We start from the raw sequence: 25622 nt of genomic DNA, 5'->3' as shown, positions 1-25622 counted from the left end.
CATCGTGTCAGCTAGCGGACTGTTTAATACTAAAAATACTAAACTTCTCCTTACTTTTTCAAGATACAAGAATCCCTTGACTTTTCTATATAAATTATTTTATAATAATATTAGACCTCCTGCGAAACTATAATTTAGTCTCAAAATTGATAATCCCAGCAATTAGATTCATCCGTAAACCGAATCTTCGTTTTCGATTACGATAAGTCGTTGAAAAAATCTTAAAAGCTTTCACCTTGGCAAACACATTCTCCACCTTGATACGACACGAGGCCAAAGCCTTATTATAAGCTTTATCTTCATCTGTTAAGGGGTGTAATTTGCTTGATTTTTTTGGAGTTTTCGCCTGTGAGTATAGTTTCATAATCCCTTGATATCCACTGTCTGCTAAAATTTCGCCTGCCCTAGATAAGTCTCTTCGACTGGTTCTAAAAAGTTTCATATCGTGGCAATAATCCAGCTGGATATCAACGAAAAGAATCTTTCCCTGCACGGTCACAATCAGTTGGGCCTTACCTACATGAAACTTCTTTTTCCCAGAATAGCTTAGGGTTTGCTTTTTTGGGGACGCTGAATTTTCACTTCGGTGGCATCAATAATCACAGTATCTGTATCTTTTATCACAGCTTTGTCAATGGTAAATCCATTTTGAGCTAAGACTTCTTCAACCCAATGACTGCGACGAATAAGATTGCTCTCGTGTACACCAAAATCAGTCGCTATCTGTTCATAAGTACGATATTCACGGAGATATTGAAGAGTAGCCATCAAAATGTCTTCTAAACTCATTTTCGGTTTACGGCCACCTTTAGAGTGTTTTCTCTGATAGGAAACTCTTAGGACTTTTAGCATTTCTTTAAAGGTTCTTCTCTCAACGCCGACAAGACGTTTAAAGCGACTATCTGTGAGGCTTTTACTAGTTTCATAATTCATATGTATAGTTTAGCATATTTTGTTTCGCAGGAGGTCTATTATAAAATAAAACGCTTTCTTGGAAAGGGAGGTGTTCTATTATGTTATAGTAGAAAGTGCTTAGTCTACATTTTCCTAGCTTCTAAATATAAGGAGGACTAATATGACAAAGAGCATAAAATTATTAGCATTTATAGGGATGCTATCTCTACTATTATCTTTTATTACTAGTGTTAACGCAGAAGATGTAAATTATAATAGTATTGCTCCTGTTGAGGATTTCACTCAAGAACAAAGTGAAAGAGTAAAGCAGTATCTAATTCAGGATGGAGAAAGAGTCTACTTTGATTATGATAGAGCCTTACAAAATAGGGAATCAGATGAACTAATTAATATAGGCTTGTTAATTGAAACCATTAGTGAAGAGTACTCTAATTCTACTTTTACTCCTAATTCATATTTTAGAAGTATTCCTATACCATTTCACTGGAACTATTGCGGTCCAGGTCACAATGGTAATAATTTTACTTTACCTGTTACAGATGTTTTGGATCAAGGTTGCCAAAATCATGACAGATGTTTTACAGGAATGGGATACCGTAAAAACTGTGAATGCAATCGCCAACTGGTAGAGTATATCCGAATTAATCGCCGTTGGATACCCGCAGATGTTCGCTGGAAAGCCGATGCAATAAAAGTCTATTTTGAAACTGCAGGTCTGATAGGATGTTAAAATACTATAACAATATTAAAAATAGTCGGTTCGACCTCTATTTTATCCTTTTTATCCTCTTCATTTGGTCTATGGTTATTTGGATACCACCTAGTATTCATCTTCCTTTTGGTAATCATAGCATGTCCGTCATTGATTTTATCTATCGCTATTTTCTTCCAGCGAGCGGATGGCTGTCCATTCTAACCGCCCTTCTTTTCAAAAGAATAAAATTGTTCCTATTTGGCCTCCTCTGCCTGCAGCCAATCGTTGTGACACTGGCTCTCTCCTACCTCATTTTCGGGATATTGGGACTAGATGCTCGATAACGTATCCTAGCCACTATATAGTCGTTCAGTTTATCTTTTATTACTTCGACGATTGTGGAAACTCCGTTTCCCTATTTCCAACTTCCCATAATCTCCCAGATTATGGGAACTCGCTTTGCCGTACTCTACGATTGTTACTGACTATCGTCAGTATGATTTCCAACCTTCAGCTCGTTGCCTAGTACTAAAAGTAAACTAAAAGACTATAAAAGTCGTATCAACCCTAGAATGGTCCATTGATACGACTTTTTTTACGATGTATCCAAAATCTGGAAATAGCTCTCACCAAACAGCAAAAGACTAGTACTGAAAGACTATGATAGAAGAGGCTAGCCTAACGGCTTATATCATAGTTCAATTTTCTAGCTTTCACCCCAATTTTCAGGGTATCCCCTGCCTGCAATTCTCCACGAAGCAGCATTTCAGCCAATGGATCTTCTACTTTCATTTGAAGCAAGCGGCGGAGCGGACGAGCTCCCATTTCACGATCGTAGCCCTCCTGCGCTAATAATTTCAAAGCGGACGGCTGTATTTTGAACTGAATCCCCTTTTCATTCATAACGGCTTGAAGCGGACGAATCATCACTTTCACCACTTCCTGCATATCCTGATCCGTCAAGCTATGGAAGACGATTTTCTCATCAATTCGGTTGATAAACTCTGGTCGGTAGGTCTTTTTCAATTCTTCAAAAATCCGCTTTTCAACCTGTTCCTGACTATGTGATAAGTCAAGCGCTCCAAAACCAACCGTCTTCTCATCCCGCAAGGCAGTTGCCCCAAGGTTTGAGGTCATGATAATGAGAGTATTTGAAAAATCAACCTTCCTCCCCTTGCTATCGGTCAAAACACCATCATCCAAGACCTGTAATAGAATATTAAAGGTATCCGGGTGTGCTTTTTCCACCTCATCAAAGAGCAAGACAGCATACGGTTTGTTGCGGACTTTCTCTGTCAGCTCGCCGCCTTCTTCATAGCCGACATAGCCCGGAGGAGCACCATTTAAGCGACTGGCAACGAACTTTTCCATATACTCACTCATATCAAAACGAATGAGGGCTGACTCATCATCAAACAAGACCTCTGCCAAAGCCTTTGCCAATTCTGTCTTTCCGACCCCAGTAGGTCCTAAGAACATAAAGGAGCCAATCGGACGCTTGCCTGTCCGAATCCCTGATTGATTGCGGCGAATAGCACGACTAACTGCAGAGATAGCAGCCTCCTGCCCAATCACCCGCTTGTGCAACTCAGCTTCTAAATTCAAGTATTTCTTGACATCCGTCTGACTTAACTTAGCAACTGGAATGCCTGATAACCGGCTAAGGGTCAGCAAAACATCCTCGTCTGTCACTTGAGCATCACTTACGGTTTCCGGGCTTTCTGCCTCCAACTCCTTGATCAACAATTGACGAACGGTCTTGTGCTTTCCTGCCATGAGCGCCTGATCTGTGGCAGATAATTCAGACTGCTTACCACTTGCTTTTTGCCGGTTCTGCACCGTTGCGCTCGCCTCATCCAGCAAGTCAATAGCCGAATCGGGTAGATTTTTACTGGTCAAATAGCGTTTCGCAAAGGTAGCAGCAGTCACAATTGCTTGGTCTGTAATCTGAATATGATGATGGCCTTCATAGGCTTTCTTCAAGCCCTGCAAAATGGCAATGCTATCTGCTACACTCGGCTCCTCTACTGTTACTCTTGCAAATCGACGGGAGAGGGCTGCGTCTTTTTCAATATGCTTTTGATACTCATCCTGGGTCGTTGCCCCAACGGTACGCAAGGTTCCACGAGCTAGGGCAGGCTTTAAGATATTAGCCGCGTCCAAGGTGGAGTCAATGCCACTACCAGACCCCATAATGGTATGCAACTCATCAATGAAGAGGATGACGTTCCCGTCGTCTTCAATATCGTTGATGATATTGGTCATCCGCTCTTCAAAATCCCCCCGGAAACGCGTTCCAGCAATCACATTCATCAAGTCTAACTCCAAGACCCGCATCTTGGCTAGACTAGCTGGCACCTCACCGTCGGCTACCCGTTGAGCCAAGCCCAAAGCAAGGGCTGTTTTCCCAACCCCCGCATCTCCGACTAGGACAGGATTATTCTTGCTCTTACGGGAAAGAATCTGAATCATGCGCGAAATTTCATCCTCACGACCAATGATTGGATCAATCTGCCCTGCACGAGCTAGGGCTGTCAAATCCCGCGTGTAGTCCTCCAAACCACCTGTCTGAGGAGCTGGTGGCATCCCCATCATATTCGCCATGGTTGGACGATTTGCTTTCCCACCTTTCATAATGCTGCGGATAGACTTCAAATCTTCCTTGGTGAAGCCAGCCTTTGCCTCTAGGTTCTTTCGCAGATCAATGAAACGAAACTTGGTATCCGAATCTCCAAACTCAAATCCAGCCTTGTCTAGGACTTGTGAAGCGATGGAACGCTTGTCTAAGAGCATGGCCATGAAGAGATGTTCCGTCCCAACCTGTCTGGCTTTAACCACTTCTGCAATCTTGTGAGCAAAATCTGCCACTTCATTGAGTCGCTTTGAACTCTGTAAAAAGGTAAATTCCTCTAAGTCCTCAAGATAGGTACGCTCTGTCACCGCATAGATTGCCTGCTCATAATCCGTAATATCAAGTGGATAATCCGCCAAAGTAGCTCCTGCAATCGTGTCTGGATTAAGGACAAAAGCCATTAACAGATGCCAAGTCTCTAAGTAGTCACACATGTAGCGCTGTCCGATTAACTGCGCATCTTCATAGATACGCCGTAATCCATTTGAAAATTTCATTCTAATCCTCTTTCCTATCCAATCGTCGTAAAATCTGTCGCATCATCCGCGCACGAATAGCACTGGCATCATTTCCCAAGATCTCGTTACTGCTAGCAGCTAGAAACAAATTACCCTCGCGCTCTGTCATCAACTGCTCATCAAATAAGAGTTGCAGAATATCCGCAAACACCGCGCTAGACAATTCTGTCCCCATATTGTGTAACAAGTCGCGAACCAACTCATGCTTGTCCGAAAAGGTAATCCGACCAATTCGGATATAACCTCCACCCCCACGCTTGCTTTCTACAATATAGCCACGGCTAGCAGTAAATCGTGTCTTAATCACATAGTTAATCTGACTTGGCACCACCTCAAATCGGCTTGCCAACTCACTTCTGCGCAACTCTGCTACACTCACCTGTTCTAATATCGCCTTGATATGTTCTTCAATATAATCAGATGTATTTTTTATCGCCATAGACTCCACCTCTTTCTCTGACTATCTTTGACTATTATACCCTAATTCCCTGACTTTGAAAAGCAAAAGCAACGCAGACCGGTTTTCAGAATAGTCTATAAACAGGGAAGCCTTGCTCCACTACTCACTTTGATATTTGGAGAGAAAAGTAGAAACTATTTTAAAACAAGAGTTTGGGTATTATAGGAAAAATCCAAACAGAATTTCTTGCATTTCTCACCAGCTTTCCCTATAATGAAAAGAGGAATTACATTCGAGCTACGAGCCACTGATTGTTGATAGCCCTCCAATAAGCTAGCTATCTTCGTCTGGAAATCGACTGTTAAAGTGGGAGATAGAACGAGTGAAACTCGTGTCAAAAACCCTCGTATCTTATGCAACTGAGTTCAGCCTAAAACCTCGGAAAAAAGAGACGTAACTGTTTCAGCTTTAGCTGATTACAGGTATGGCTCCCTTTAGGTATAGACTTCCTTGTATTCGGCGAACACTACGTCAGTCTCCTATTTTTCAGTCGGTTTTCTACGGCTTCACATCTTGTGTAACTGAACTCGGACTAAGCACTGGGTGAAAAAGAGACGCAACTGTTGCAACTTTAGTTGCTTACAGGTGTAGCTCCCTTTAGGGAATAGGCTGAAAACCTCCACAGGAGCTTTTCACTCGTCAAGATTCCTAATTTTCAGTCGGTTTTTTAACGGCTTCACATCTTAATTGAACACGCCCTAAACTCTGTGCGAAAAAGAGACGCAGGTGTTCTAGCTTTAGCTAGTTACAGCTGTGGCTCCCTTTAGGGATAAATCTTCCTAGCTCTAAAGGTATGGGATACCTTTAGAGGCGGGAAATAGAAGTTTGCGAAGCAAACTCTCGTCTAATGGTTCTGCGTCGTATTTCCTATTTTCACGGTGTGCTTTAAACGCCCTCGTATCTTATTTAACTGAACTCGCCCTAAACTCTGTGCGAAAAAGATAAATCTTCCTAGGGTCTAATGACCCTTCGTCAGATTTCCTATTTTCGCTGTGAGTTTTTTACGGGCTCGTATCTTATTTTTAAAGGAGTTACTATGTTTACCTATTCATTTCAAGAGCTTGTGCAGGATTTTACGTCTATTTCTGTTGAGGAAACTGAACGTCTGCTTTCACAAGGGGAAAATGTCATTCTCTTTTTAGGACGCGCGACCTGTCCCTATTGTCAGCGCTTTGTGCCAAAGCTCCATAGCGTTACCCAAGCAAATGGATTGACTGTCTATTTTATTGACAGTAGTAATCCCGATCCTCAACTGCAAGCCTTTCGCCAACGCTACCAAGCAGCGACTGTTCCCGCTCTCCTATTTGCAAGTGCAAACGGCGTGCAAGTTCGTTGCGACAGCTCTATGACAGAAGACGAAATCCGCCAATTCTTAACTGTCTAAAATGTCCCAGCTACAAGTAGAATTTGACCGCCAGCAGGTCACTGTTTATCACCATCATCAGTCTATTGGAACCATTAAGCTATCGGAAAATCCATATCATCAGCAACATACCTACCTAACCTTTGACTTGACGATATATGACGATAGCCTTGCCGCTCCTCTTTTTCAGACCATTCGCAGCCATTGCAAGAAGCCCTTACAGGTCATGCTGTCCTCAACCAACCAGAGTCTCATCTCCTTTTTAGAAGCAGGAGGTTTTCAGTGCAAGCGGATTTGCCATGAAATGGTTGTCAGCGTACAGGACTATCTCGGAGAGCTGACCTCGACTTCATTTCAAATCGCAGAATGTGCAAGTAAGACCTACGAGACTTGTAGCCACCTGCTACTCCATTACTATACAAAAAGCCACAAGTCAATCAGCCCCTTTACGGAGACTGCAGAAGACTTTTTTGCAACTCTTCCTGATACTGTCTATTATCAAAGCGGAGCAAAGGGAATTGAAAATCTAGCGTTTATAGAGGACAATGAGATTGCCTATGTATGGGGAGAGGACAACAACAGTCTCCGCTCCTTTCTCCATCAAATCGTTCCCTATCTCTTTCAAGAATATACAGAAATCCTCTTTGAAGCAGATGATGTGGACAGCTGTGCTATGACCCTCAAGTCACTCTTTAAAGAGCAGGCGGATGCGCATTGGGATACCTATATCTTGTCCTAAAATTCTAGTAGTCTTCGAAAATCAAAATATAGTCATTTAGTTTATCTTTTATTACTTCGTTAACTCGTCTTGCTGTACTATTGAGAAATGTTACACTTTTTGAAAATCACAATAATCACATAAAAAGAGAAGAACAAGCGTTCCTCTCTTTTTCATTTACAAGATTATTTACCAAGTGCCGCAGCCATTGTTGCAGCAACTTCTGATTCAAAGTCGTTAGCTGCTTTTTCAATTCCTTCACCCACTTCAAAACGAGCAAAGGCTACAACGCTAGCATTTACTGAATCAAGGTAAGCTTCAACTGTCTTGCTATCGTCCATAATGTAAACTTGTGCAAGAAGGGTGTAAGCTTGGTCAACTTTTGTATTGTCAAGCAAGAAGCGATCCATTTTTCCTGGAAGGATTTTATCCCAGATTTTTTCTGGCTTACCTTCAGCAGCCAATTCTGCCTTGATAGCTTCTTCTGCTTGTGCCAACACATCATCAGACAATTGAGCTTTTGAACCATATTTCAAGAATGGAAGGGCTGGTTTACCAACCATTGCACGGCTCTCATTGTCTTGTTCAATTTTATGGTTCAATTGTGCCAACTCATCTTTCACGAATTGTTCATCCAATTCTTTGTATGAAAGAACAGTTGGTTTCATCGCTGCAATATGCATTGATACTTGTTTTGCAAGGGCTTCGTCGCCACCTTCGATAACAGAGATAACCCCGATACGACCACCATTGTGTTGGTAAGCACCGAATGCTTGTGCATCTGTCTTTTCAATCAAAGCAAAACGACGGAATGAGATTTTTTCTCCGATAGTTGCAGTCGCATTAACATAAGCTGCTTCAAGAGTTTCACCTGAAGGCATTGTAAGAGCAAGTGCTTCGTCATTGTTAGCAGGTTTGCCTTCTGCGATCACTTTTGCTGTTTCGTTTACCAATTCAACGAATTGAGCGTTTTTCGCAACGAAATCTGTTTCAGCATTCACTTCAACAACTGCTGCCACATTTCCATCTACATAAACACCAGTCAAACCTTCTGCTGCTACACGGTCAGCCTTCTTAGCTGCTTTTGCCATCCCTTTTTCACGAAGCAATTCAATCGCTTTTTCGATATCACCATCTACTTCAACAAGGGCTTTTTTAGCATCCATGACACCAGCACCAGATTTTTCACGCAATTCTTTTACAAGCTTAGCTGTAATTTCTGCCATTTTAATTCTCCTTTAAAATAAGATACGAGCCCGTTAAAAACTCAAAGCGAAAATAGAAAATTTGACGCAGAAACTTCAGTTTCTAGGAGAATTTGTCTTTTTCGCACAGAGTTTAGGGCGTGTTCAGTTACAATAAGATACGAGGGCGTTTGACGCGAGTTTCACTCGTTTTATCTCCAACCTTTCACAGTCTGTTCCTAGACTGTGAAAGCAATTCCTAGACAAAATAGGAAATCTGACGACTGAAAAACTCCGGTAGAACTTTTCAGACTGTTTCCTAAAGGGAGTCATAGCCTTAGGGCATGTTCTATTTCTTTTCAAAAAAGGGGGAGGGCTGAGCCCTGCCCCTTAGGATGTTCCAAAGTATTAGTTGTTGTCGCCTTCTACAACTTCAACGATTTCTTCAATAGATGCTGCTTCTGTTTCAGTAGCTGCTAATTCTGCCTCTACTGCTTCAACGCTATCTTCGCCTTGGCGACCTTCAATGATTGCATCAGCCATTTTAGCAGTGATCAACTTAACAGCGCGGATTGCATCATCATTGGCTGGGATAATCACATCGATATCATCTGGATCTGTATTTGTGTCAACCATCGCAACAACTGGGATTCCCAATTTTTTCGCTTCTTTAACAGCGATTTGCTCTTTATGTGGGTCAACGACAAACATAACGTCTGGAATACGTGGCATGTCTGCGATACCACCCAAGAATTTTTCAAGACGAGCACGTTGTTTGTTCAACAAGGCTACTTCTTTCTTAGGAAGAACATCAAAGGTTCCTTCTTCTTCCATACGGTTGATTTCTTTCAAACGAGCGATACGTTTTTGGATTGTTCCCCAGTTTGTAAGAGTTCCACCCAACCAACGGTGGTTAATGAAGTATTGACCAGCGCGGATTGCTTCGTCTTTCACTGCTTCTGCAGCTTGTTTTTTCGTACCAACGAACAAGATAACTGCATCATTTGCTGCTGCTTCACGGATAAAGTCGTATGCTTGATCAGCCAATTTTACAGTTTGTTGAAGGTCAATCACGTGGATACCGTTACGCTCTGTAAAGATGTATTTTGCCATCTTAGGATTCCAGCGACGAGTTTGGTGACCAAAATGAACACCAGCCTCAAGAAGTTGTTTCATTGAAATTACTGCCATGAGTAATGTCTCCTTTTGTTTTTTCTCCTCTCCCAAACGTCAACTTGCAGTCCAACCTTTCGGCAACAGGTCCACAATGGATTTGAGATGAGTATTTATTGCTTATCGCAACTCTATTATCTTACCAAATTTCAAAGGATTTGGCAAGGAATTTGTTGCTCTATTCCACAACAAATTCAACTCCTACACATTTCCTACTTGACCAATCGTCTTTTTTTCGGTAGAATGTTATGTGTTATGGCGGTATAGCCAAGTGGTAAGGCACGGCTCTGCAAAAGCTTGATCGTCGGTTCAAATCCGTCTACCGCCTTATTTTATGGATTTTATCCAAATTTAACAGCAAAAAAAGCCCTTGAAATGGGGCTTTTTAATTTTTTAATCATGATAAATACGGATAAAATGATATAGTTTGTAGGCAAATTGAACGACATAAGGGAGACCGTTCTCAACTTTGTTTATCCTAATATAGTCATTTAGTTTATATTTTTATTACTTCGTTAACTCGTCTTGTATAATTGAACTTGAGCTACAACTCACTGACAAAAAGATAAATACTCCTAGAAGCCAACGCTTCTTCGTCGTATTTCCTATTTTGTCTAGGAGTTGCTTAACGCTCTCGTATCTTGAGTTGTACTATTGAGAAAAGTTACACTTTTCTTATCTATCACTTGTCTAGTTATCAACTAGACAACTACCTGCGACTTTTAACGAAAACTTCGTTTTCTTCATTTCCCACCTCAAACAGTCTCTCCCCAGACTGTTTGAGCTAGTACTAAAAATAAACTAAACGGCTATAAAAGTCCGCTTTGATAGGAGCTTTTTTGCCACTTAACTGAAGTCAATATTCTCAAGTTGGCAGTCTATTTTCGAGACTTTCTTTTTAGCGAGACAAATATTTTGACAAATACCTTTTTTACTTAGTATACTTAAAAGGCGAAACTATCTATCACGAAATGCATTTTGCAAATAAAATTTTAAAAGAGAAATGATGCCATGCCTAATACCTACAATGTGAATGAAATTGAACAAAAATTTAGAATGTTAGAATCTCATTTAGATAGAAAATATGAAAACTTGGAAAGCAAGCTCAATAATATCTATACCAAGTCAGAGATCGACATGATGTCCGAACTTAGGGTGCAGCGAATCTTGTCAGAAACTAGGAATATCTTGCTTGAGCAACAGATGAAAGAAAGGGCAGAGCGGGAAGCGGATCGTAGAATTACAAAACGCTGGATCATTGGACTCGCTGTCACTATCATCTTATTCTTTCTGAAAGAGCTTATTTTTTGCACCTACAAATAATCGTGTATTCAGCTACTAATTTCATCATATTAAGACAAAGAATATCTATATCTTACTTGGAACTTTTAAATAAATGCACCCATTCTCTAAAACTTCCCTCCCTTTAGCTGGGTTTCAATACCCTTACAATAGAGGTCCTTTTGATAGCACCAAAAACTCCGATGGAGTTTTCAGCCTGTTTCCTAAAAGGAGCCGTAACTGTAACCAGTTAAAACTGGAACAGCTACGGCTCTTTTTTCGTGCTTTAGCCCAAATTCTTTTTAATCTTTAGTGAGGAGTAAGCGCATTTGTATTGCTCCATTAGGTTTTCATTTGCAAAAACCATAATGGCTCCCCAGCATAAAAATACTCAATATCCTGTAAAATTTTTCTAAGTCTAGCACCGATTGCCAGATAGAATATCTACGCATTAGCCAATCGAATGTCTCCCTTTCGGCTGAACCTCTACATCTGGTTCTTTATTTAGCACACCCAGAAAGACAAGGGTACTAAAAATAATACAGGCCGTCTGTTCTATCTGATTCAAGGTACGGCTAATCTCAATATTGAAATAGCAAACCAAAATATTATCAACTAACATTAGAATCAAGGACACTAGCCCGATCCAAAACATCTGACGCTTAAAACGGATTTTTAATCGTTTCATAGAACACCTCCCTATTTTTATAATACCCAATAAAATCAAAACCTGAGCGAGCTTCAGCCTGCACTAACGCAGTTTGATTTTTACGGAGTATAAAAATACATTTTATCACATAATAATACATTTAACGAAACAAAAATACCAGCACGTTTGCTGGTAGAATAAACTATTGAGAGTTAGGCATCAAATCTCGCAGGTTATGGCACATACAGCGGGCTAGGCAAGCTACTTAGAATTCGTCTCCTTAAGTGCTCCTAGCTTTTTCATGTTCTGCTTCAACTCATGATAGCGCCAAATAAGATGATAGACAGTATCCTCAGCCAAAACTCCACGCGCCATATCCTGCGGGAGTTCCCCCGCCTCGTCCATCTCATAGTGACGCATCCAATCACTACTCTCATAATAGGCAATTAAACTGGTCAAAGACGGCAAGAATTGTTCGAATGCTTCTAATGAGCCCTCCAAAGCCGTCAAAACAGCTTCTGCCTGATTTACCACTGCTTCCATTTTCTGGATCTTTTTAATATCGTTCATGGTCTTAGTATACCAAAAACACCAGCGAATAGGCTAGTGTTTTAAGGAGATTATGAAAAATATTTAGGATTGATTCTAGTATAACTTCTTTTCTGCGCGATGACATCAGTCCATAGACCGATATTATCATCCTCACTCTATGAATACCAAACATAGTTCGGGAGAAGACTACTATAACAAACTTAGCAGCATGAACAAGAAGAATAAGGCAGACAGGATGAGCAAGGGCCATTTGAGCTTTTGCAAGATCGCAACGTATTCCCGAATAAAGGCACTTGGGAGATAATAGGAAGCAGTCTGGCAGCCCAAACCTGCCCCTCTCATCTTTAATTTTTTGGCATAAAAACTGGTTCGTAAGACATGATAGTCATTGGTCACAAAAAGGTAATAGGGCTTAGCCCCTTTATCCGTCAGTTGTTTGGAAAAGAGGAGGTTTTCATAAGTTGTCCGCGACCGATCCTCAAGAATGATCGCCTCATCTGGGATTCCCTTCTGGCGGAGATAATCGGCAATGGCTGCGGCTTCAGACACCTTCTCGTCAGATCCCTGCCCACCACTTGGAATAAGGGTAACATGAGGATTGCTTGCTTTTTCAAAGGCAGCAATCGCCTTGTCAATCCGTTTGGCAAGAAGTGGCGTTACCCTCTCTCCAGCTAACAAACCTGCCCCGTGGATAATGATATAGTCGTAATCCCGCTTCTTTGGCAAGATATGGTACAAGATAGAATAGAGGAAAAAGGCGACAAAGACCCCCGCAAAGAGGATAAAGAGAAAATTCACATAGATGAAGAGATAGTAGACAAGAGGATAATCAATCGCGAGCACCTTAGCATAGCTGAGTCCTAAAAATGCTAGTCCCATATAGGATAAGAGCCCTGTCCCCAAAAGCAGCGATAGGCTATTCCCCAGAGATTTTCCCTCTTTCTTCAAAACGACAAAACCATTGATAAAGAGGAAGACACCGACCAGAACGATCACAAAGGGTATTGACAAAAAGAGCAAGAGCAACAGCGTATAGAGCGTATCTGAATGTAGAAATGCTAGTTCTAGAGCAGAAATATACAGAAAGCCCAATGCGAATAAGAATAAAAAAGCATTGAGGAGATTTCTCGGGTCTCGCCAAAAACTAATGATAAAAGCCACTACAAACATGACCGTTAGAACAGGAAGCAACATACTATTTCCTTTCATATTACGATAAAAAAGAGAGAACGAAGTCTCCCTTTTCAGTCTCAGTTACAATTCCGCAATCTGACTTAGATTCACCTCGGCAATGGTATCATTTCCAAACATGGAGATGACCATTTTTACCTTGTTGTTATCAATTTCAGTAATTTTACCAGTGTAGTCTGCAAAGGCACCATCAATAATGCGAACGGTGTCTCCGACCTTGACATCAACATCAAATTCTTGAACTGTTTGCCCCATTGACACTAGGATCTGACGGATCTCTTCTTCCAAGAGTGGTGTTGGCTTGGAACGATTTCCGTGCGATCCGACAAACCCTGTAACGTTTGGGGTATTCCGTACGACGAACCATGCTTCATCCGTCATCACCATTTCGACCAAGACATAGCCCGGGAAGCGGTTTTCTTCTACTTCTTTGACCTCACCATTTTTCTCTACTTGAACAGTCTGAGTAGGAATTTCCACACGGAGGATATTCTCTAACATATTATAGGTTCGGGCGCGTTGTAGCAGATTCTCTTTCACCTTGTTCTCATATCCTGAGTAAGTTTGAAGTACAAACCAGCCTTTATCAAAACTATCTAACATAGCTTTCTTCCTTTCGTAATAAAAAAAGCCCGAAGGCTTTCCCTTTTCTTCATTATAGCATGGCAATTTTCGTCTTGCAAGTCTTTTCTAGAAAAGATTGATGAGACTGATAAGGCCTTTAGACAAGATCAAGTCGAATAGATAGATAATCACTACAAAAAAGATGGTGTATTGAATGACAGACACAAAGTCTCTCCAGCTTTGCTTTTTAGTCGGCCAAGTCGTACCTTTTAAAATCTGTATCGTATCGTTTAAAAATTTCACAACAAACTCCTATCTGGTTTCCTTGTGGATCGTGTACTGTCCACAGTGTTTACAATATTTATTTACTTCCAATCGTGTCGGCTTGGGATTGCTTGAGAGTTTTATTGAATAATTCCGTGATCCACAAACTGCACACGCTAGGCTTGCTTTTTTCAGTGCCATACAGCCCTCCATCTGTGCTATTTTATCATATTTTGTAGGAGTTGGCAACTACTCAAACCAACTCTTAAATTTTTCCCATAAGGTTTTAGCCCGCTCTGGCAATTTAGCGTCAATAATGTCTTGCTTGGTTTGATCAATCAAGTTTTGAGCGCGGTCCTTGATATCTTGCATGTGGTCTTGGTAATTCCCCGCATTCGGAGTCTCTACCGGCTGTACTGGTAGCTCAATACCATTTTGAACATAGGCGTTTTCCACTGTAAACTCTGTCCCAGCTGTATTTGGCAGGATTGATGCTGCTACTGTTTGGAAGACACTTGACGCCATCCAGGAATTATTGGCATCAATGTAGTGTTGTTCATCAGTCTTTTCAAATCCGACCCACTGGCTGATCACCAGATCTGGTGTGTAGCCGACGATCCACTGGTCATTTGTCAAATCAGGATTGAAGCTCGTTTCAGTAGTCCCTGTTTTTCCAGCAAGCGTGTACCCATAGACAGCAGCATTGACCCCTGTACCATTGGTAAAGGTTCCCAACATCATGGAGGTCATCTTATCTGCCACAGACTTATCCATGACACGACTACTTTCTTCCTTATGCTGGACGAGCACCTTGCCTCCTGCTGTCTCAATCCGCGTAATCAAATGCCCATCTTTCATCACACCAGCATTGGCAAAAGCCGAGTAGGCTTGCGCCATTTCAAAGGGATGGGTCGACACACCGCTTCCAATCGCTACTCCCAATACAGGGTCAACCTTGTCCATGTTGAGACCGAATTTCTTCCCGTATTCAAAGACCTTGTCAATTCCGAGAGTATGGACAATTGAAACGACCGGCAAGTTGTAAGACATGGCCAAGGCTTGATACATCGGAATCGTGTCAGATGTTGAGTAGTCAAAGTTGTGGAGCGTATAGGTCCCATAAGTCTCAGTATGATTATCCAGTTCCTTATTGATTGACCAGCCTGCTGCAACAGCAGGGGTGTAGGCAACTAGAGGCTTGATGGCAGAACCTGGACTCCGCTTAGACTGGGTGGCAAAGTTAAAACTGCGGAAGGCTTGATTTTCCGAACTGTTGATACGTCCGACAAGGGCACGAACCCCACCCGTTTTGGGATCCATAGCAAGGCTGGCAGATTGGGCATAAGAGCCATCATAAGCCGAACTTGGAAAGAGCGACTCATCATTATAAATCAGCTGCATGCTGGCCTGCGAATTTTGATCCAATTCTGTGTAAATGCGGTAGCCGTTATTGATAATATCACTTTCTTTCAAACCATAGCGATCAATGGCTTCTGCTAGCACCGCATCAAAGTATGATGGATAGCTGTAACTACTCTGCTTGCCCCCGTAGGTATCACTCAATTGACTCGCCAAATCGATCTGGGCGTCCGCATCTGCCGTTGCTTGATCCAGATAGCCTGCAGCCACCATGGCTTGCAGAACTGTATTTCTCCGATTAGTCGCATATTCAATGGAATAATAGGGATTGTAAATCTCGGGACCTTTGAGCATTCCAGCAATCAGGGCTGCCTGCTCAACCGTTAGCTGGCTGGCGGATGTCCCAAAATATTTCTGGCTCGCATCTTCCACTCCCCAGACACCATTTCCAAAATAAGCATTGTTAAGATACATGGTTAGAATCTCTTCCTTGCTGTATTTTTTATTGATTTCTAGAGCGAGAAAATACTCTCTAGCCTTTCGACTGATGGTCTGGTCTTGGGTCAAGAAGGCATTTTTAGCCAGCTGCTGGGTAATGGTCGAGCCTCCGCCCGAACGCCCCAAGGTCAAAAGCGCCAGAATGGTTCGCTTATAATTGATACCAGAATTTTTATAAAAGGTGCGGTCTTCGGTCGCAATAACGGCCTGTTGCAGGTTGGGGCTAATCGCATCTAGCTCAACATAGGTCCCTTTTTGCCCAGAAAGAGCCCCTGCTTCATTGCCCTCCTTATCATAAATAACTGTCGTTGCTTTTAAGGCTGCCTGTAAATCCCCGACATTGGCTGTCTTGGCTAGGAAAAAAAGATAGCCTCCTACCGTCAAGACGGTGATGCCCATTAAAATCAGGACAATCTTGGTCAGTTGATACCTTTTCCAAAAACGACGAATAGGATCTGGAATGCGAGATTTCTTCTTGGGTTTTCGTTCATTTTCTTTAGACCCACGCCGACTACGGCGCAGCTGACGACCTTCTTGAGCCCATTCCTGAGCTTCTCTTACATCATATTCGTCCATGATACTCTCTCTTTCTACTAATTTTTGTACCATTATACTACATTTTACTATATTCAGGCCGATAGAAGCCTAAAAACCACTCACACCAAGGAAATTTTCCCTAAGTATAGCAGAAAGACAGTAGCGGGATAATGCTTTCTCAAGCAGGCTTGCAGATATAAGATGACAAAAGATTACCTGTCTCCCACCCGTCAGATTGATACTCTGTACTAATACTCTATAAAACCGTTAAACTCCCCTACGCTTCCCTTTGAGTCTCTGTGACAGTGCCTTTCTGATGTCCCTGTCAAAAACATTGTGGTAAAATAGAAATATTCTGATTGAAAGAGGCATTTGAATGACTGAACTGTATGATATTACCATTATCGGAGGCGGGCCTGTGGGGCTATTTACCGCTTTTTATGCACATTTGCGCCAAGCTAGGGTCAAGATTATTGAATCCCTCCCTCAGTTGGGTGGACAGCCGGCTATTTTGTATCCTGAAAAGAACATCCTAGACATTCCAGCCTTCCCACGCCTAACCGGTCAAGAACTAACTGATCGTCTCCTCGAACAGCTCCAACCTTTCGAGACAAGCATTTGCCTCAACGAGACGGTGACGGGCATTACACAGGGGGAGCATTTCACCATTATAACATCAAAGGGAGAGCACGCTTCAAAGGCCATCATCATCGCTATGGGAGGGGGCGCTTTTAAACCTCGTCCTCTTGAGATTGAGCAGGCAGACGACTTTGAAAATATCCACTATCATGTGGCAAATATCCAGCAATATGCAGATCAAGATGTGGTAGTCCTCGGAGGAGGAGATTCTGCGGTAGACTGGTCACTAGCCTTTGAGGAGCTAGCTAAAAGCACCCAGATTGTACACCGTAGGGATAATTTTCGTGCCATGGAGCATAGTGTCGAAGCCCTAAAAGCCTCAAGGGTCACCATTCACACCCCCTATATCCCGCAAGCCCTTCAAGTAGAAAAGGGACAGGCAAGGGCAATCGAATTTGCCAAGGTCAAGAGCGAGGAACGGCTAACCCTCCCCTTTGACCATCTCTTTGTCAACTACGGCTTTAAGTCTTCTGTCGGTACTTTAAAGGAGTGGGGACTGGATTTACAGCGCAATCGTATCCTCGTCAATCGTAAGCAAGAGACTTCTATCTCTGGTATCTATGCGGTCGGCGACTGCTGTTCCTACGAGGGAAAGGTGGACTTGATTGCAACGGGGCTAGGAGAAGCACCGACCGCTGTTAACAACGCTATGCATTTCATCAATCCAGCCGAAAAGGTGCAACCAAGGCACTCATCCAGTCTATAAGTCTATGAAATATACCATTACAATTCCTGATCAATTTCCCGCTATGACCGTCAAGGAAGTATTAGAAGATTACTTTTTGATTCCTCGAAAGATTCGGCACTTCCTCCGCACCAAAAAACACGTCCGTGTGAACGGGCAGGTCATCAACTGGCAAAGCCCGATTCAAGCAGGCAATCAATTGGAACTCATCTTTGATGAGGAAGATTATCCTGAAAAAACCATCCCTTGGGGGAGGAGCGACTTGGTCAACGTCCTATATGAAGATGAGCACCTGATTGTCGTCAATAAGCCCGAGGGGCTGAAAACCCACGGCAATGAGCCGACTGAAATCGCCTTGCTCAATCACGTGTCAGCCTATGTCCAGCAGACCTGCTATGTCGTTCACCGCCTAGATAAAGAAACAAGTGGAGCTATTTTATTTGCTAAAAACCCTTTTATCCTACCGATTTTAAACCGCCTGTTGGAAAACAAGGTGATCTTCCGTGAATACCTTGCCCTCTGCCAAGGGCTCGTCCCAGAAAAAACACGAACCATCACGGACAAGATCGGTCGTCACCGCCATGATAGACGCAAGCGAGTGGTCGATCCACGAAAGGGACAAGTAGCCATCACACAAATGACCTGTCTCAAAGGACTGACTAGGACAAGTCTGGTCAAATGCCAGCTAGAGACAGGGCGCACACATCAGATTCGAGTTCATCTTGCTCATCACGGCCATGCCATCATCGGCGATCCCCTTTATGGCAAGATTCCTGCCAGCAGGCTCATGCTTCATGCCCACAAACTCACCTTTACCCACCCTTTCACACTTGAGACCATCTCTGTTAAGGCAGAATCCCCTAGTTTTGAAAAAGGAGTGGACAACATAAAATAAGAGGATGTACAGAACTCCTCAATAACAGGTGAAGCAGACTAACTTGCCCTCTAAGACACGACCTAACTTTAAAAATGGAGAGGAATGTTTGTAGAATGAAATCACGAGATAGAACAAAATAGCTTCTATCATCAACACCTGCCAAGTGCTGATACCCTGCACCACCACACTTCATACTCTATAAACATCAACATCTGGAACTGGCTAAAGCTGAAACAGTTATGTCCCAAAGGGAGCCACACTTGACACGAGATACAACTAACGGTCAGCAAAATAAGTGAGCGACGTCAGATTTTAATTTTTGACGAGTATCCGTTGATTTTTCTCTTCCTTTCATCTACCTTTACACGCTTTAAGAAAAGATTAAGGTTTGAGCGCTATACTTTATTCATCCCCAAAAACTTTTCTTTTTCATAAATCTCCTCAAACATCCTGAATTGTTCAGGATGTTTGTTTTTCTATCCGGTCTCCTGCTTTCATACTTTTAGACCTTTGTGATATAATAAAAAAATGAACAATCTTGTGATAATAATTGATAACAAACAAAAGGAGCAGCTAAAGGCAGACTATGCTACCTACCAGCTACCCAGTAACAATCCTTATGTAGAAGCCTTTTTTAAGGTAGAGAATGTCAGTATCACTCTCTACCAATCAGGAAAGGTGATGTTTCAGGGAGGAAAGGCGCAAGAGCATGCTCAAAAATGGGGCTATCAGGCAGAAAAACCAAGCCCGCAAAAAAAACTCTCTCAACACCTTCCCATGATTGGAACAGATGAAGTGGGCAATGGTTCCTATTTTGGCGGGCTCGCTGTCGTTGCTAGCTACATCACCCCTAATGATCACGCCTTTCTCACATCACTGGGCGTCGACGACTCCAAGCGATTGACCGATCAAAAAATCAAACAAATTGCGCCCTTGCTAAAAGAGAAGATCCCCCATCAAGCGCTACTACTTGCCCCTCAAAAATACAATGAGGTTATCGCCCGTGGCTACAATGCGGTATCGGTCAAGGTCGCTCTTCATAATCAAGCCATTTTCCTGCTCCTGCAAAAGGGTGTCACACCTCAACAGATTGTCATTGATGCTTTTACTAGCAGCAAAAACTACAATCGCTATTTGGCGCAGGAAGCTAATCGCTTTCCTAATCCTGTCACTCTAGAAGAAAAGGCTGAGGGAAAATACTTAGCTGTTGCTGTATCCTCCATTATTGCACGAGCCATGTTTTTAGAAAATCTAACCCAACTAAGTCAGGAAATCGGACACCATCTACCGTCAGGGGCTGGAAAGCAATCTGAACAGATCGCTCGCGATATCCTTGCCCAGTATGGCATGGCTGGACTCGAAAAGACAGCAAAACTCCATTTTGCCAATACCCAAAAGGCTCAAGCACTTTTATCCTATCGTAAATGAGGTTTTATCAATGAAACATTTTTTAAAAGAGTGGGGGCTCTTCTCCCTTTTTGTCACCGTGATTCTCCTTTCCAGAATCTTCGTCTGGAGTTTGGTAAGCGTTGAAGGACATTCCATGGATCCAACCCTGCATGACAAGGATATGCTAGTCATGCTAAAACTCGGAAGTGTCGACCGCTTTGACATCGTGGTCGCAGCCGAGACAGATGAAAACGGAAAAGAGAAACAAATCGTGAAACGTCTCGTTGGAATGCCCGGTGATACGCTTCACTATGAAAACGACACTCTCTACATCAACGGCCAAGAAGTTAAGGAAGAATACCTTGAGGAATACAAGGCAGCGTTTGCTCAAGACAAACTCCAAGCGACCTATGCCTACAATTCCGCTTTCCAAGGAATTGCCCAAAGTGCATCTGCTTTCACACTAGATGCACAAGGAAGCCCTACTTTTACCGTTGAAATCCCTGAAGGGCAATACTATCTCCTAGGAGATGACCGGCTTGTCTCATTAGATAGCCGCAAAGTCGGAACCTTTAGAAAATCGTCAATCAAGGGGAAGATTATCTCTCGTGTCTATCCTTTTAATCGTATCCAAGGTTTTTAATCCTTAACAACAGCTGACCTTATTGAACTTTTGTTCTGCGGTTTCAAGGAAGCGAGTTTCGCGAATCTATCCAGCTTTTTCCAACTCAATTGGAAGAAATTGAGTTTCATAGACAACAGACCAATCACAGGCTACCGAGCGCATATCCAGATAGATGAGCAACTGGAGAACCAGTAGCTTGTGATTTTTCAATGGCTTATACTCTTCAAAAATCAAATTCATACTCTATAAAAATCAAAATCTGACTAGGCAATGAAACCGCAGGTAGAACTGAAGTTCAGCAAGGTGAGTTAACAACGTCAGAGTTTGATTTTTGACGAGTATCAGATTATGTCAGCATCGCCTTGCCGTACGCCAGTACAGCCTGTGGCTAGCTTCCTTGTTTACTTTTGATTTTTATTGAGTATTATAGAATTAGGAACTGATATGAGTGAAATTTATTTTACAGGAACCATCGATCGGGTTATCTTTGAGAATCCCTCCAATTTTTACAAGATTCTGCTTCTTGAAATTGATGAGACCAATAGCGACTATGATGACTACGAAATCATCGTGACAGGAACGATTGCAGATGTCATTGAGGGAGAGGACTATCAATTTTACGGTCACTTGGTCACCCACCCCAAATATGGGCAACAGCTACAAATCACGCGCTATGAACGGAGCAAGCCAACTTCTGCTGGCTTGGTCAAATACTTTTCCAGCGATCAATTTAAGGGGATCGGTCGGAAAACGGCTGAAAAAATCGTTGAGCTCTACGGTGAAAATACCATTGACCACATCCTTGCCGAACCCGAAAAATTGACCCAAATTACAGGACTTTCTGCGAAACATCGACAGGCCTTTATCGAAAAGCTACGCTTCAACTACGGTACAGAAGTCACCCTTGCAAAGCTCGCTGAGTATGGGATTCCAAACAAACTAGCCTTCCAAATTCAAGAAAAATACAAGGAAAAAACATTGGATATCATCGCGGAAAATCCCTATCAACTGGTGGAGGATATTCAAGGGCTCGGTTTTATCATTGCCGATAAGTTGGCAGAAAATTTAGGAATTGCGAGCGATTCCCCCCAACGTTTTCGGGCGGCAATGCTATACAGTCTGATCCACCAGTCCATGGAGACAGGTGATACCTATGTCGAAGCCCGCGATTTACTAGAGCATACCCTAGAGGTTCTTGAAACAGCTCGTAAGATTGAACTTGATCCTGCTCTTGTTGCGCAAGAGTTAACGGGACTGATTCAGGAGGGGAAAGTCCAACAGATCGATACCAAGATTTTTGATAATTCCCTCTTTTTTGCAGAGTATGGTATCCATCAGCAAATGAAGCGCTTATTAGAGAAACAAGAGGTTTCTAGCTTTTCTTCTGAAAAGATTGACGCGGCAATTGAAGAGGTAGAGGAACTGTCCGGCTTCCAGTATGACCCCATTCAAAAACAGGCTATCCACCAAGCCCTCAACAATCCCCTCTTCATTCTGACAGGCGGACCAGGAACCGGTAAAACCACGGTTATCAATGGTATTATTTCCATCTATGCCATGCTTCACGGCATAAACCTAACCAAGACTTCGGGTGATTGCCCCATTTTACTAGCTGCACCAACAGGACGAGCCGCAAGACGGATGAATGAATTAACGGGATTGCCGAGTGCGACCATTCACCGACATCTGGGCTTAACCGAGGGGCAGGAAGAAAGTTACCGTGATGAGTATCTGGATGCCGAATTTATCATCATTGATGAATTTTCCATGGTGGATACTTGGCTAGCTAACCAGCTCTTCCAGCACATCTCATCAACAACCCAGGTCTTAATTGTGGGCGACGCCGAGCAACTCCCCTCCGTCAGTCCCGGTCAAGTCCTCTCAGACCTATTGAAAATACCTGCCATTCCCAGCATCACCTTGGAAAAAATTTTCCGCCAATCTGATGACTCAACGATTGTCACTCTGGCAAATCATATCCGCCAAGGCCAATTGCCGAGCGACTTTCGAGAGAAAAAAGCAGACCGCTCCTATTTTGAAGCCCGAAACGAGCAAATTCCTGCGCTCGTTGAGCGGATTGTCAGCGCAGCGGTTCAGTCGGGAATCAAGGCACAGGAAGTCCAGATCCTTGCCCCCATGTATCGGGGACAGGCAGGGATTGACCAGCTGAATATCACTACCCAAGCCCTCCTCAATCCTCTTGGTGAAGGACAGTTGGAATTTCTCCAAAACGAGACCCATTTCCGCCAAGGCGACCGCGTCATTCACTTGGTCAACGATACCGAAGCCAATGTCTTTAACGGCGATCTGGGCTATATTACCGATCTCCTACCTGCCAAATATACCGATTCTAAGCAGGATGAAATCACGATTAACTTTGATGGTAGCGAGGTCGTCTACCCGCGCAACGAGTGGTACAAGATTACGCTTGCCTATGCCATGTCGATTCACAAATCACAGGGGAGCGAGTTTCAGGTGGTGATTCTACCGATTACCCGAACCAGCCACCGCATGCTCCAACGAAACCTGCTCTATACAGCCATTACCCGTTCAAAGAGCAAGCTCATTCTCCTAGGAGAACACAGCGCCTTTGACTATGCTGTGAAAAATGCAGGTACCAGCCGCAAGACCTACCTCAAAGAACGCTTTGATACAGGGCAGACCCAATTGGAGCTAGATGCAGAGGCTACTCCAAATCTAGCTTCTGATGAAAGCACCGCCCCTTCCTACATTCTCACCGAAGAAAATATCCGAACGATTGACCCCATGATCGGCATCACGGAATCAGATATTCAAGCATTTTTTGCCAAGCAATAGCCAACAAGCTGGGGACTTCCCTGTCATTTGTAGCACTCTCTAAAACATGAACAATTATTTTAAAGGACTTAACCTGTATTGGACAGGACTAAGTCCTTTTCTTTGACCTATATAGCCGTTGCGTTTATCTTTTATATGGTCACTCAGTTTACTTTTATAGCCGTTTAGTTTATTTTTAGTACTAGCTCAAACAGTCTGGGGAGAGACTGTTTGAGGTGGGAAATGAAGAAAACGAAGTTTTCGTTAAAAGTCGCAGGTAGTTGTCTAGTTGATAACTAGACAAGTGATAGATAAGAAAAGTGTAACTTTTCTCAATAGTACAACTCAAGATACGAGAGCGTTAAGCAACTCCTAGACAAAATAGGAAATACGACGAAGAAGCGTTGGCTTCTAGGAGTATTTATCTTTTTGTCAGTGAGTTGTAGCTCAAGTTCAATTATACAAGATGAGTTAACGAAGTAATAAAAATATAAACTAAATGACTATATTACTTCCTTAACTCATCTTGCTATACTCCACCAATGGATAGAAATTTGCAGAACAAATTCTCATCTAATCTATTGACTTTTTTTGTTAATGGGTGTATATTTGTTATATAATAAAATTTGATATATAATAAATTACTATCTATCTTTATAGTGTATCAACGTAAAGGAGGTCTTGAGATGTACTTTCCCGTACCTGCTGTGCTGACAGAATTTCTCATTCTCGCGATTTTAGAGTCCAACGATTCTTACGGTTATGAGATTAGTCAGACCATTAAGCTGATTGCCAATATCAAGGAATCTGCCCTCTATCCCATTTTAAAGAAAATGGAACAAAATGATTACTTGGCAACCTATTCCCGAGAATACCAAGGGCGTACTCGAAAATATTATGGTTTAACCCAATTAGGCCACGAACAACTGGTTAAACTCAAGGAAGATTGGGACATCTACACATCAACGATTAACGGTATCATAGAAGGGAGCATTCGTCATGACAAGAACTGAATACATGGAGCAGTTGGAGAAACATCTAAAAAAACTGCCCCACAAAGAATACCAAGCAGCCGTCAATTATTTCGAAGAATACTTTGATGATGCAGGATCAGAGGGAGAAGCAGCCTTGATTGAAGAATTAGGTTCCCCAAAAGAAGCTGCAAGTGACATCATCAACAATATCCTCGATCGTCATATGGAAGAAGAGATCACTGCCGAGCGAAAAAGCAAGACCAAGACCATCTGGCTCGCCCTACTGGCACTTCTATCGCTCCCCATCACTGTGCCGATACTGCTCTGCCTCATTGGGACACTCCTTTTCATCATCGCAAGCGTCGCGGGTCTGATTCTCCTTGCCTTTGTCTTTGGGCTAAGTCTCATCGTGACAGGTGGATACCTGATCTGGGAAGCCTTTAGCCTTTTCAATCAGTCTGTTCCAGCCTTCCTCATGGGATTCGGTTCTGGAATCGGTCTCATCGGCAGTGCAGCCATTCTCTACGTGGTGACTGGAATCTTTGCCTATTGGTCAAGCCATCTAGTCAAAAAACTCTTTCAATGGATTCTTAAGCGAGGTAAAACAGCATGAAAAAGAAAGTTACCATTACCTTATTGACAGGCTTTATCGCCTTAATTTCCGGTCTCATTCTCTGCGGCATCGGCTATTTCATGGGCGGCATTGAAGACATCAAGGCGATTGCCACTCCCAACTTAATAGAAGAAACCTATCAAGATATTCATGAAATCAGACTAGACTCCACCTCAAAAGATGTCCGATTGGAGCAATCTCCGGATGACCAATTCCATGTCCGTTATTCCAATAGACTTGTTCGGTAACTACTTGGTTTCAAAATTAATAATCCCACAAATTAACTCAGCACGTATTTCAAAACGTTTTCTCCGACCACGATAGTCTTGTTTCATGATTTGAAACGTCTTAAACTTCGCATTGAAATGCTCAATTTGGATACGAATCGCTGCCATCTCACGATTTAGTTGCTTTTCCTCTTCCGTCAATCTGTGATGTTTTGAGTTCTTAGCTGGAATAAAGCTATTTTCAT

General features: G+C 42.6%; 27 protein-coding genes and 1 tRNA gene. 14 read left to right on the top strand and 14 right to left on the bottom strand.

What is annotated here, in order from left to right; translation table 11 throughout:
- Window positions 1–127: 127 nt before the first annotated feature.
- A protein-coding gene (locus BU200_RS04530) for an IS5 family transposase (protein ID WP_409372402.1) occupies window positions 128–933 on the bottom strand; the annotation gives its coding sequence in 2 pieces (ribosomal slippage) (window positions 128–565 and window positions 568–933; 804 coding nt in all).
- Window positions 934–1075: 142 nt separating this feature from the next.
- Between BU200_RS04530 and BU200_RS04525 the strand changes: the two genes are divergently transcribed.
- Both BU200_RS04525 and BU200_RS10910 read left to right on the top strand, forming a co-directional pair.
- Window positions 1076–1645 (top strand): phospholipase A2 family protein, encoded by a 570-nt coding sequence (locus BU200_RS04525; protein WP_075099040.1) that lies wholly within the window; start codon window positions 1076–1078, stop codon window positions 1643–1645.
- Between the two features lie 71 nt (window positions 1646–1716).
- Window positions 1717–1953 carry a hypothetical protein gene (locus tag BU200_RS10910; RefSeq protein ID WP_142237022.1) on the top strand — a complete coding sequence of 79 codons (237 nt, stop codon included), beginning with the start codon at window positions 1717–1719 and terminating at the stop codon, window positions 1951–1953.
- 334 nt (window positions 1954–2287) lie between these two features.
- Here the strand turns inward: BU200_RS10910 and BU200_RS04520 are convergent, their stop codons facing one another.
- Together BU200_RS04520 and BU200_RS04515 are read right to left on the bottom strand one after the other, a co-directional pair.
- Window positions 2288–4738, bottom strand: coding sequence for an ATP-dependent Clp protease ATP-binding subunit (locus tag BU200_RS04520; RefSeq protein WP_075099039.1), 2451 nt, complete (start codon window positions 4736–4738; stop codon window positions 2288–2290).
- Between the two features lies 1 nt (window position 4739).
- Window positions 4740–5198, bottom strand: a complete 459-nt coding sequence (locus BU200_RS04515; RefSeq protein ID WP_075099038.1) for a CtsR family transcriptional regulator — start codon at window positions 5196–5198, stop codon at window positions 4740–4742.
- Between the two features lie 1057 nt (window positions 5199–6255).
- Here BU200_RS04515 and BU200_RS04510 point away from each other — a divergent pair.
- Entirely contained in the window at window positions 6256–6603 is a 348-nt protein-coding gene (locus tag BU200_RS04510; RefSeq protein WP_075099037.1) for a DUF6568 family protein, read from the top strand.
- 1 nt (window position 6604) lies between these two features.
- Window positions 6605–7321 carry a hypothetical protein gene (locus BU200_RS04505; protein WP_075099036.1) on the top strand — a complete coding sequence of 239 codons (717 nt, stop codon included), beginning with the start codon at window positions 6605–6607 and terminating at the stop codon, window positions 7319–7321.
- A 164-nt stretch (window positions 7322–7485) separates the two neighbouring features.
- Here the strand turns inward: BU200_RS04505 and tsf are convergent, their stop codons facing one another.
- Complete coding sequence (tsf, locus tag BU200_RS04500) at window positions 7486–8526, bottom strand: translation elongation factor Ts (RefSeq protein ID WP_075099035.1); 1041 nt, start codon at window positions 8524–8526, stop codon at window positions 7486–7488.
- Between the two features lie 366 nt (window positions 8527–8892).
- Window positions 8893–9675 (bottom strand): 30S ribosomal protein S2, encoded by a 783-nt coding sequence (gene rpsB / locus BU200_RS04495; protein WP_075099034.1) that lies wholly within the window; start codon window positions 9673–9675, stop codon window positions 8893–8895.
- A 239-nt stretch (window positions 9676–9914) separates the two neighbouring features.
- Here rpsB and BU200_RS04490 point away from each other — a divergent pair.
- Window positions 9915–9985 (top strand) — tRNA-Cys (locus BU200_RS04490).
- A 683-nt stretch (window positions 9986–10668) separates the two neighbouring features.
- Window positions 10669–10980, top strand: a complete 312-nt coding sequence (locus BU200_RS04485) for a hypothetical protein (RefSeq protein WP_075099033.1) — start codon at window positions 10669–10671, stop codon at window positions 10978–10980.
- A gap of 409 nt (window positions 10981–11389) precedes the next feature.
- On the opposite strand, the gene BU200_RS04480 is transcribed toward BU200_RS04485, so the two are convergent.
- The 7 genes from BU200_RS04480 to pbp2a form a co-directional block, all read right to left on the bottom strand.
- A complete protein-coding gene (locus BU200_RS04480) occupies window positions 11390–11626 on the bottom strand; it encodes a phage holin (protein WP_075099032.1) in 237 nt (78 codons plus the stop codon).
- 222 nt (window positions 11627–11848) lie between these two features.
- On the bottom strand, window positions 11849–12157 hold the full coding sequence (locus BU200_RS04475; RefSeq protein ID WP_083609355.1) for a DUF4298 domain-containing protein: 309 nt from the start codon (window positions 12155–12157) through the stop codon (window positions 11849–11851).
- A 171-nt stretch (window positions 12158–12328) separates the two neighbouring features.
- A complete protein-coding gene (locus BU200_RS04470) occupies window positions 12329–13333 on the bottom strand; it encodes a YdcF family protein (RefSeq protein ID WP_172459314.1) in 1005 nt (334 codons plus the stop codon).
- A gap of 60 nt (window positions 13334–13393) precedes the next feature.
- Window positions 13394–13933, bottom strand: coding sequence for a transcription termination/antitermination protein NusG (nusG, locus tag BU200_RS04465; protein WP_075099030.1), 540 nt, complete (start codon window positions 13931–13933; stop codon window positions 13394–13396).
- A gap of 87 nt (window positions 13934–14020) precedes the next feature.
- A complete protein-coding gene (gene secE, locus BU200_RS04460) occupies window positions 14021–14197 on the bottom strand; it encodes a preprotein translocase subunit SecE (protein ID WP_075099029.1) in 177 nt (58 codons plus the stop codon).
- A gap of 9 nt (window positions 14198–14206) precedes the next feature.
- Window positions 14207–14359, bottom strand: coding sequence for a 50S ribosomal protein L33 (rpmG, locus tag BU200_RS04455; RefSeq protein WP_075099028.1), 153 nt, complete (start codon window positions 14357–14359; stop codon window positions 14207–14209).
- Window positions 14360–14407: 48 nt separating this feature from the next.
- Entirely contained in the window at window positions 14408–16591 is a 2184-nt protein-coding gene (gene pbp2a, locus BU200_RS04450; protein WP_075099027.1) for a penicillin-binding protein PBP2A, read from the bottom strand.
- A gap of 337 nt (window positions 16592–16928) precedes the next feature.
- On the opposite strand from pbp2a, the gene BU200_RS04445 reads away from it, so the two are divergent.
- The 4 genes from BU200_RS04445 to lepB all read left to right on the top strand — a co-directional run bounded on the left by BU200_RS04445 (window position 16929) and on the right by lepB (window position 20785).
- Window positions 16929–17897 carry an NAD(P)/FAD-dependent oxidoreductase gene (locus BU200_RS04445; protein WP_075099026.1) on the top strand — a complete coding sequence of 323 codons (969 nt, stop codon included), beginning with the start codon at window positions 16929–16931 and terminating at the stop codon, window positions 17895–17897.
- A gap of 4 nt (window positions 17898–17901) precedes the next feature.
- Entirely contained in the window at window positions 17902–18771 is an 870-nt protein-coding gene (locus tag BU200_RS04440; protein WP_075099025.1) for an RluA family pseudouridine synthase, read from the top strand.
- Between the two features lie 510 nt (window positions 18772–19281).
- Complete coding sequence (gene rnhC / locus BU200_RS04435) at window positions 19282–20181, top strand: ribonuclease HIII (protein ID WP_075099024.1); 900 nt, start codon at window positions 19282–19284, stop codon at window positions 20179–20181.
- Window positions 20182–20191: 10 nt separating this feature from the next.
- Window positions 20192–20785: a signal peptidase I gene (gene lepB / locus BU200_RS04430; protein ID WP_075099023.1), complete on the top strand. Its 594-nt coding sequence runs from the start codon at window positions 20192–20194 to the stop codon at window positions 20783–20785.
- Between the two features lie 66 nt (window positions 20786–20851).
- Here lepB and BU200_RS11110 read toward each other — a convergent pair whose 3' ends face one another.
- On the bottom strand, window positions 20852–21007 hold the full coding sequence (locus BU200_RS11110; RefSeq protein WP_158015100.1) for a hypothetical protein: 156 nt from the start codon (window positions 21005–21007) through the stop codon (window positions 20852–20854).
- 204 nt (window positions 21008–21211) lie between these two features.
- Between BU200_RS11110 and recD2 the strand changes: the two genes are divergently transcribed.
- The 4 genes from recD2 to BU200_RS04410 all read left to right on the top strand — a co-directional run bounded on the left by recD2 (window position 21212) and on the right by BU200_RS04410 (window position 25398).
- Window positions 21212–23584 (top strand): SF1B family DNA helicase RecD2, encoded by a 2373-nt coding sequence (gene recD2, locus BU200_RS04425; protein WP_075099022.1) that lies wholly within the window; start codon window positions 21212–21214, stop codon window positions 23582–23584.
- A gap of 665 nt (window positions 23585–24249) precedes the next feature.
- The gene (locus BU200_RS04420) at window positions 24250–24576 is read left to right on the top strand and encodes a PadR family transcriptional regulator (RefSeq protein WP_075099021.1); all 327 of its coding nucleotides are present in this window, start codon (window positions 24250–24252) and stop codon (window positions 24574–24576) included.
- Window positions 24563–25150 (top strand): DUF1700 domain-containing protein, encoded by a 588-nt coding sequence (locus tag BU200_RS04415; RefSeq protein ID WP_075099020.1) that lies wholly within the window; start codon window positions 24563–24565, stop codon window positions 25148–25150. The genes BU200_RS04420 and BU200_RS04415 overlap by 14 nt, the downstream gene beginning before the upstream one ends.
- Complete coding sequence (locus BU200_RS04410) at window positions 25147–25398, top strand: hypothetical protein (RefSeq protein ID WP_075099019.1); 252 nt, start codon at window positions 25147–25149, stop codon at window positions 25396–25398. Before BU200_RS04415 ends, BU200_RS04410 begins: the two co-directional genes overlap by 4 nt.
- Here BU200_RS04410 and BU200_RS04405 read toward each other — a convergent pair.
- Window positions 25399–25622 (bottom strand): transposase family protein (locus BU200_RS04405; RefSeq protein ID WP_142237021.1); only part of this gene is annotated, 224 nt, incomplete at its 5' end. It lies immediately after the preceding gene.

Origin of the sequence: Streptococcus acidominimus, from assembly GCF_001921825.1 — a bacterium.
In the GTDB taxonomy this organism is placed as follows: Bacteria; Bacillota; Bacilli; order Lactobacillales; family Streptococcaceae; genus Streptococcus; species Streptococcus acidominimus.
Note: the sequence above shows the minus strand (reverse complement) of the source record. Positions and strands in the feature narration are given on the sequence as shown.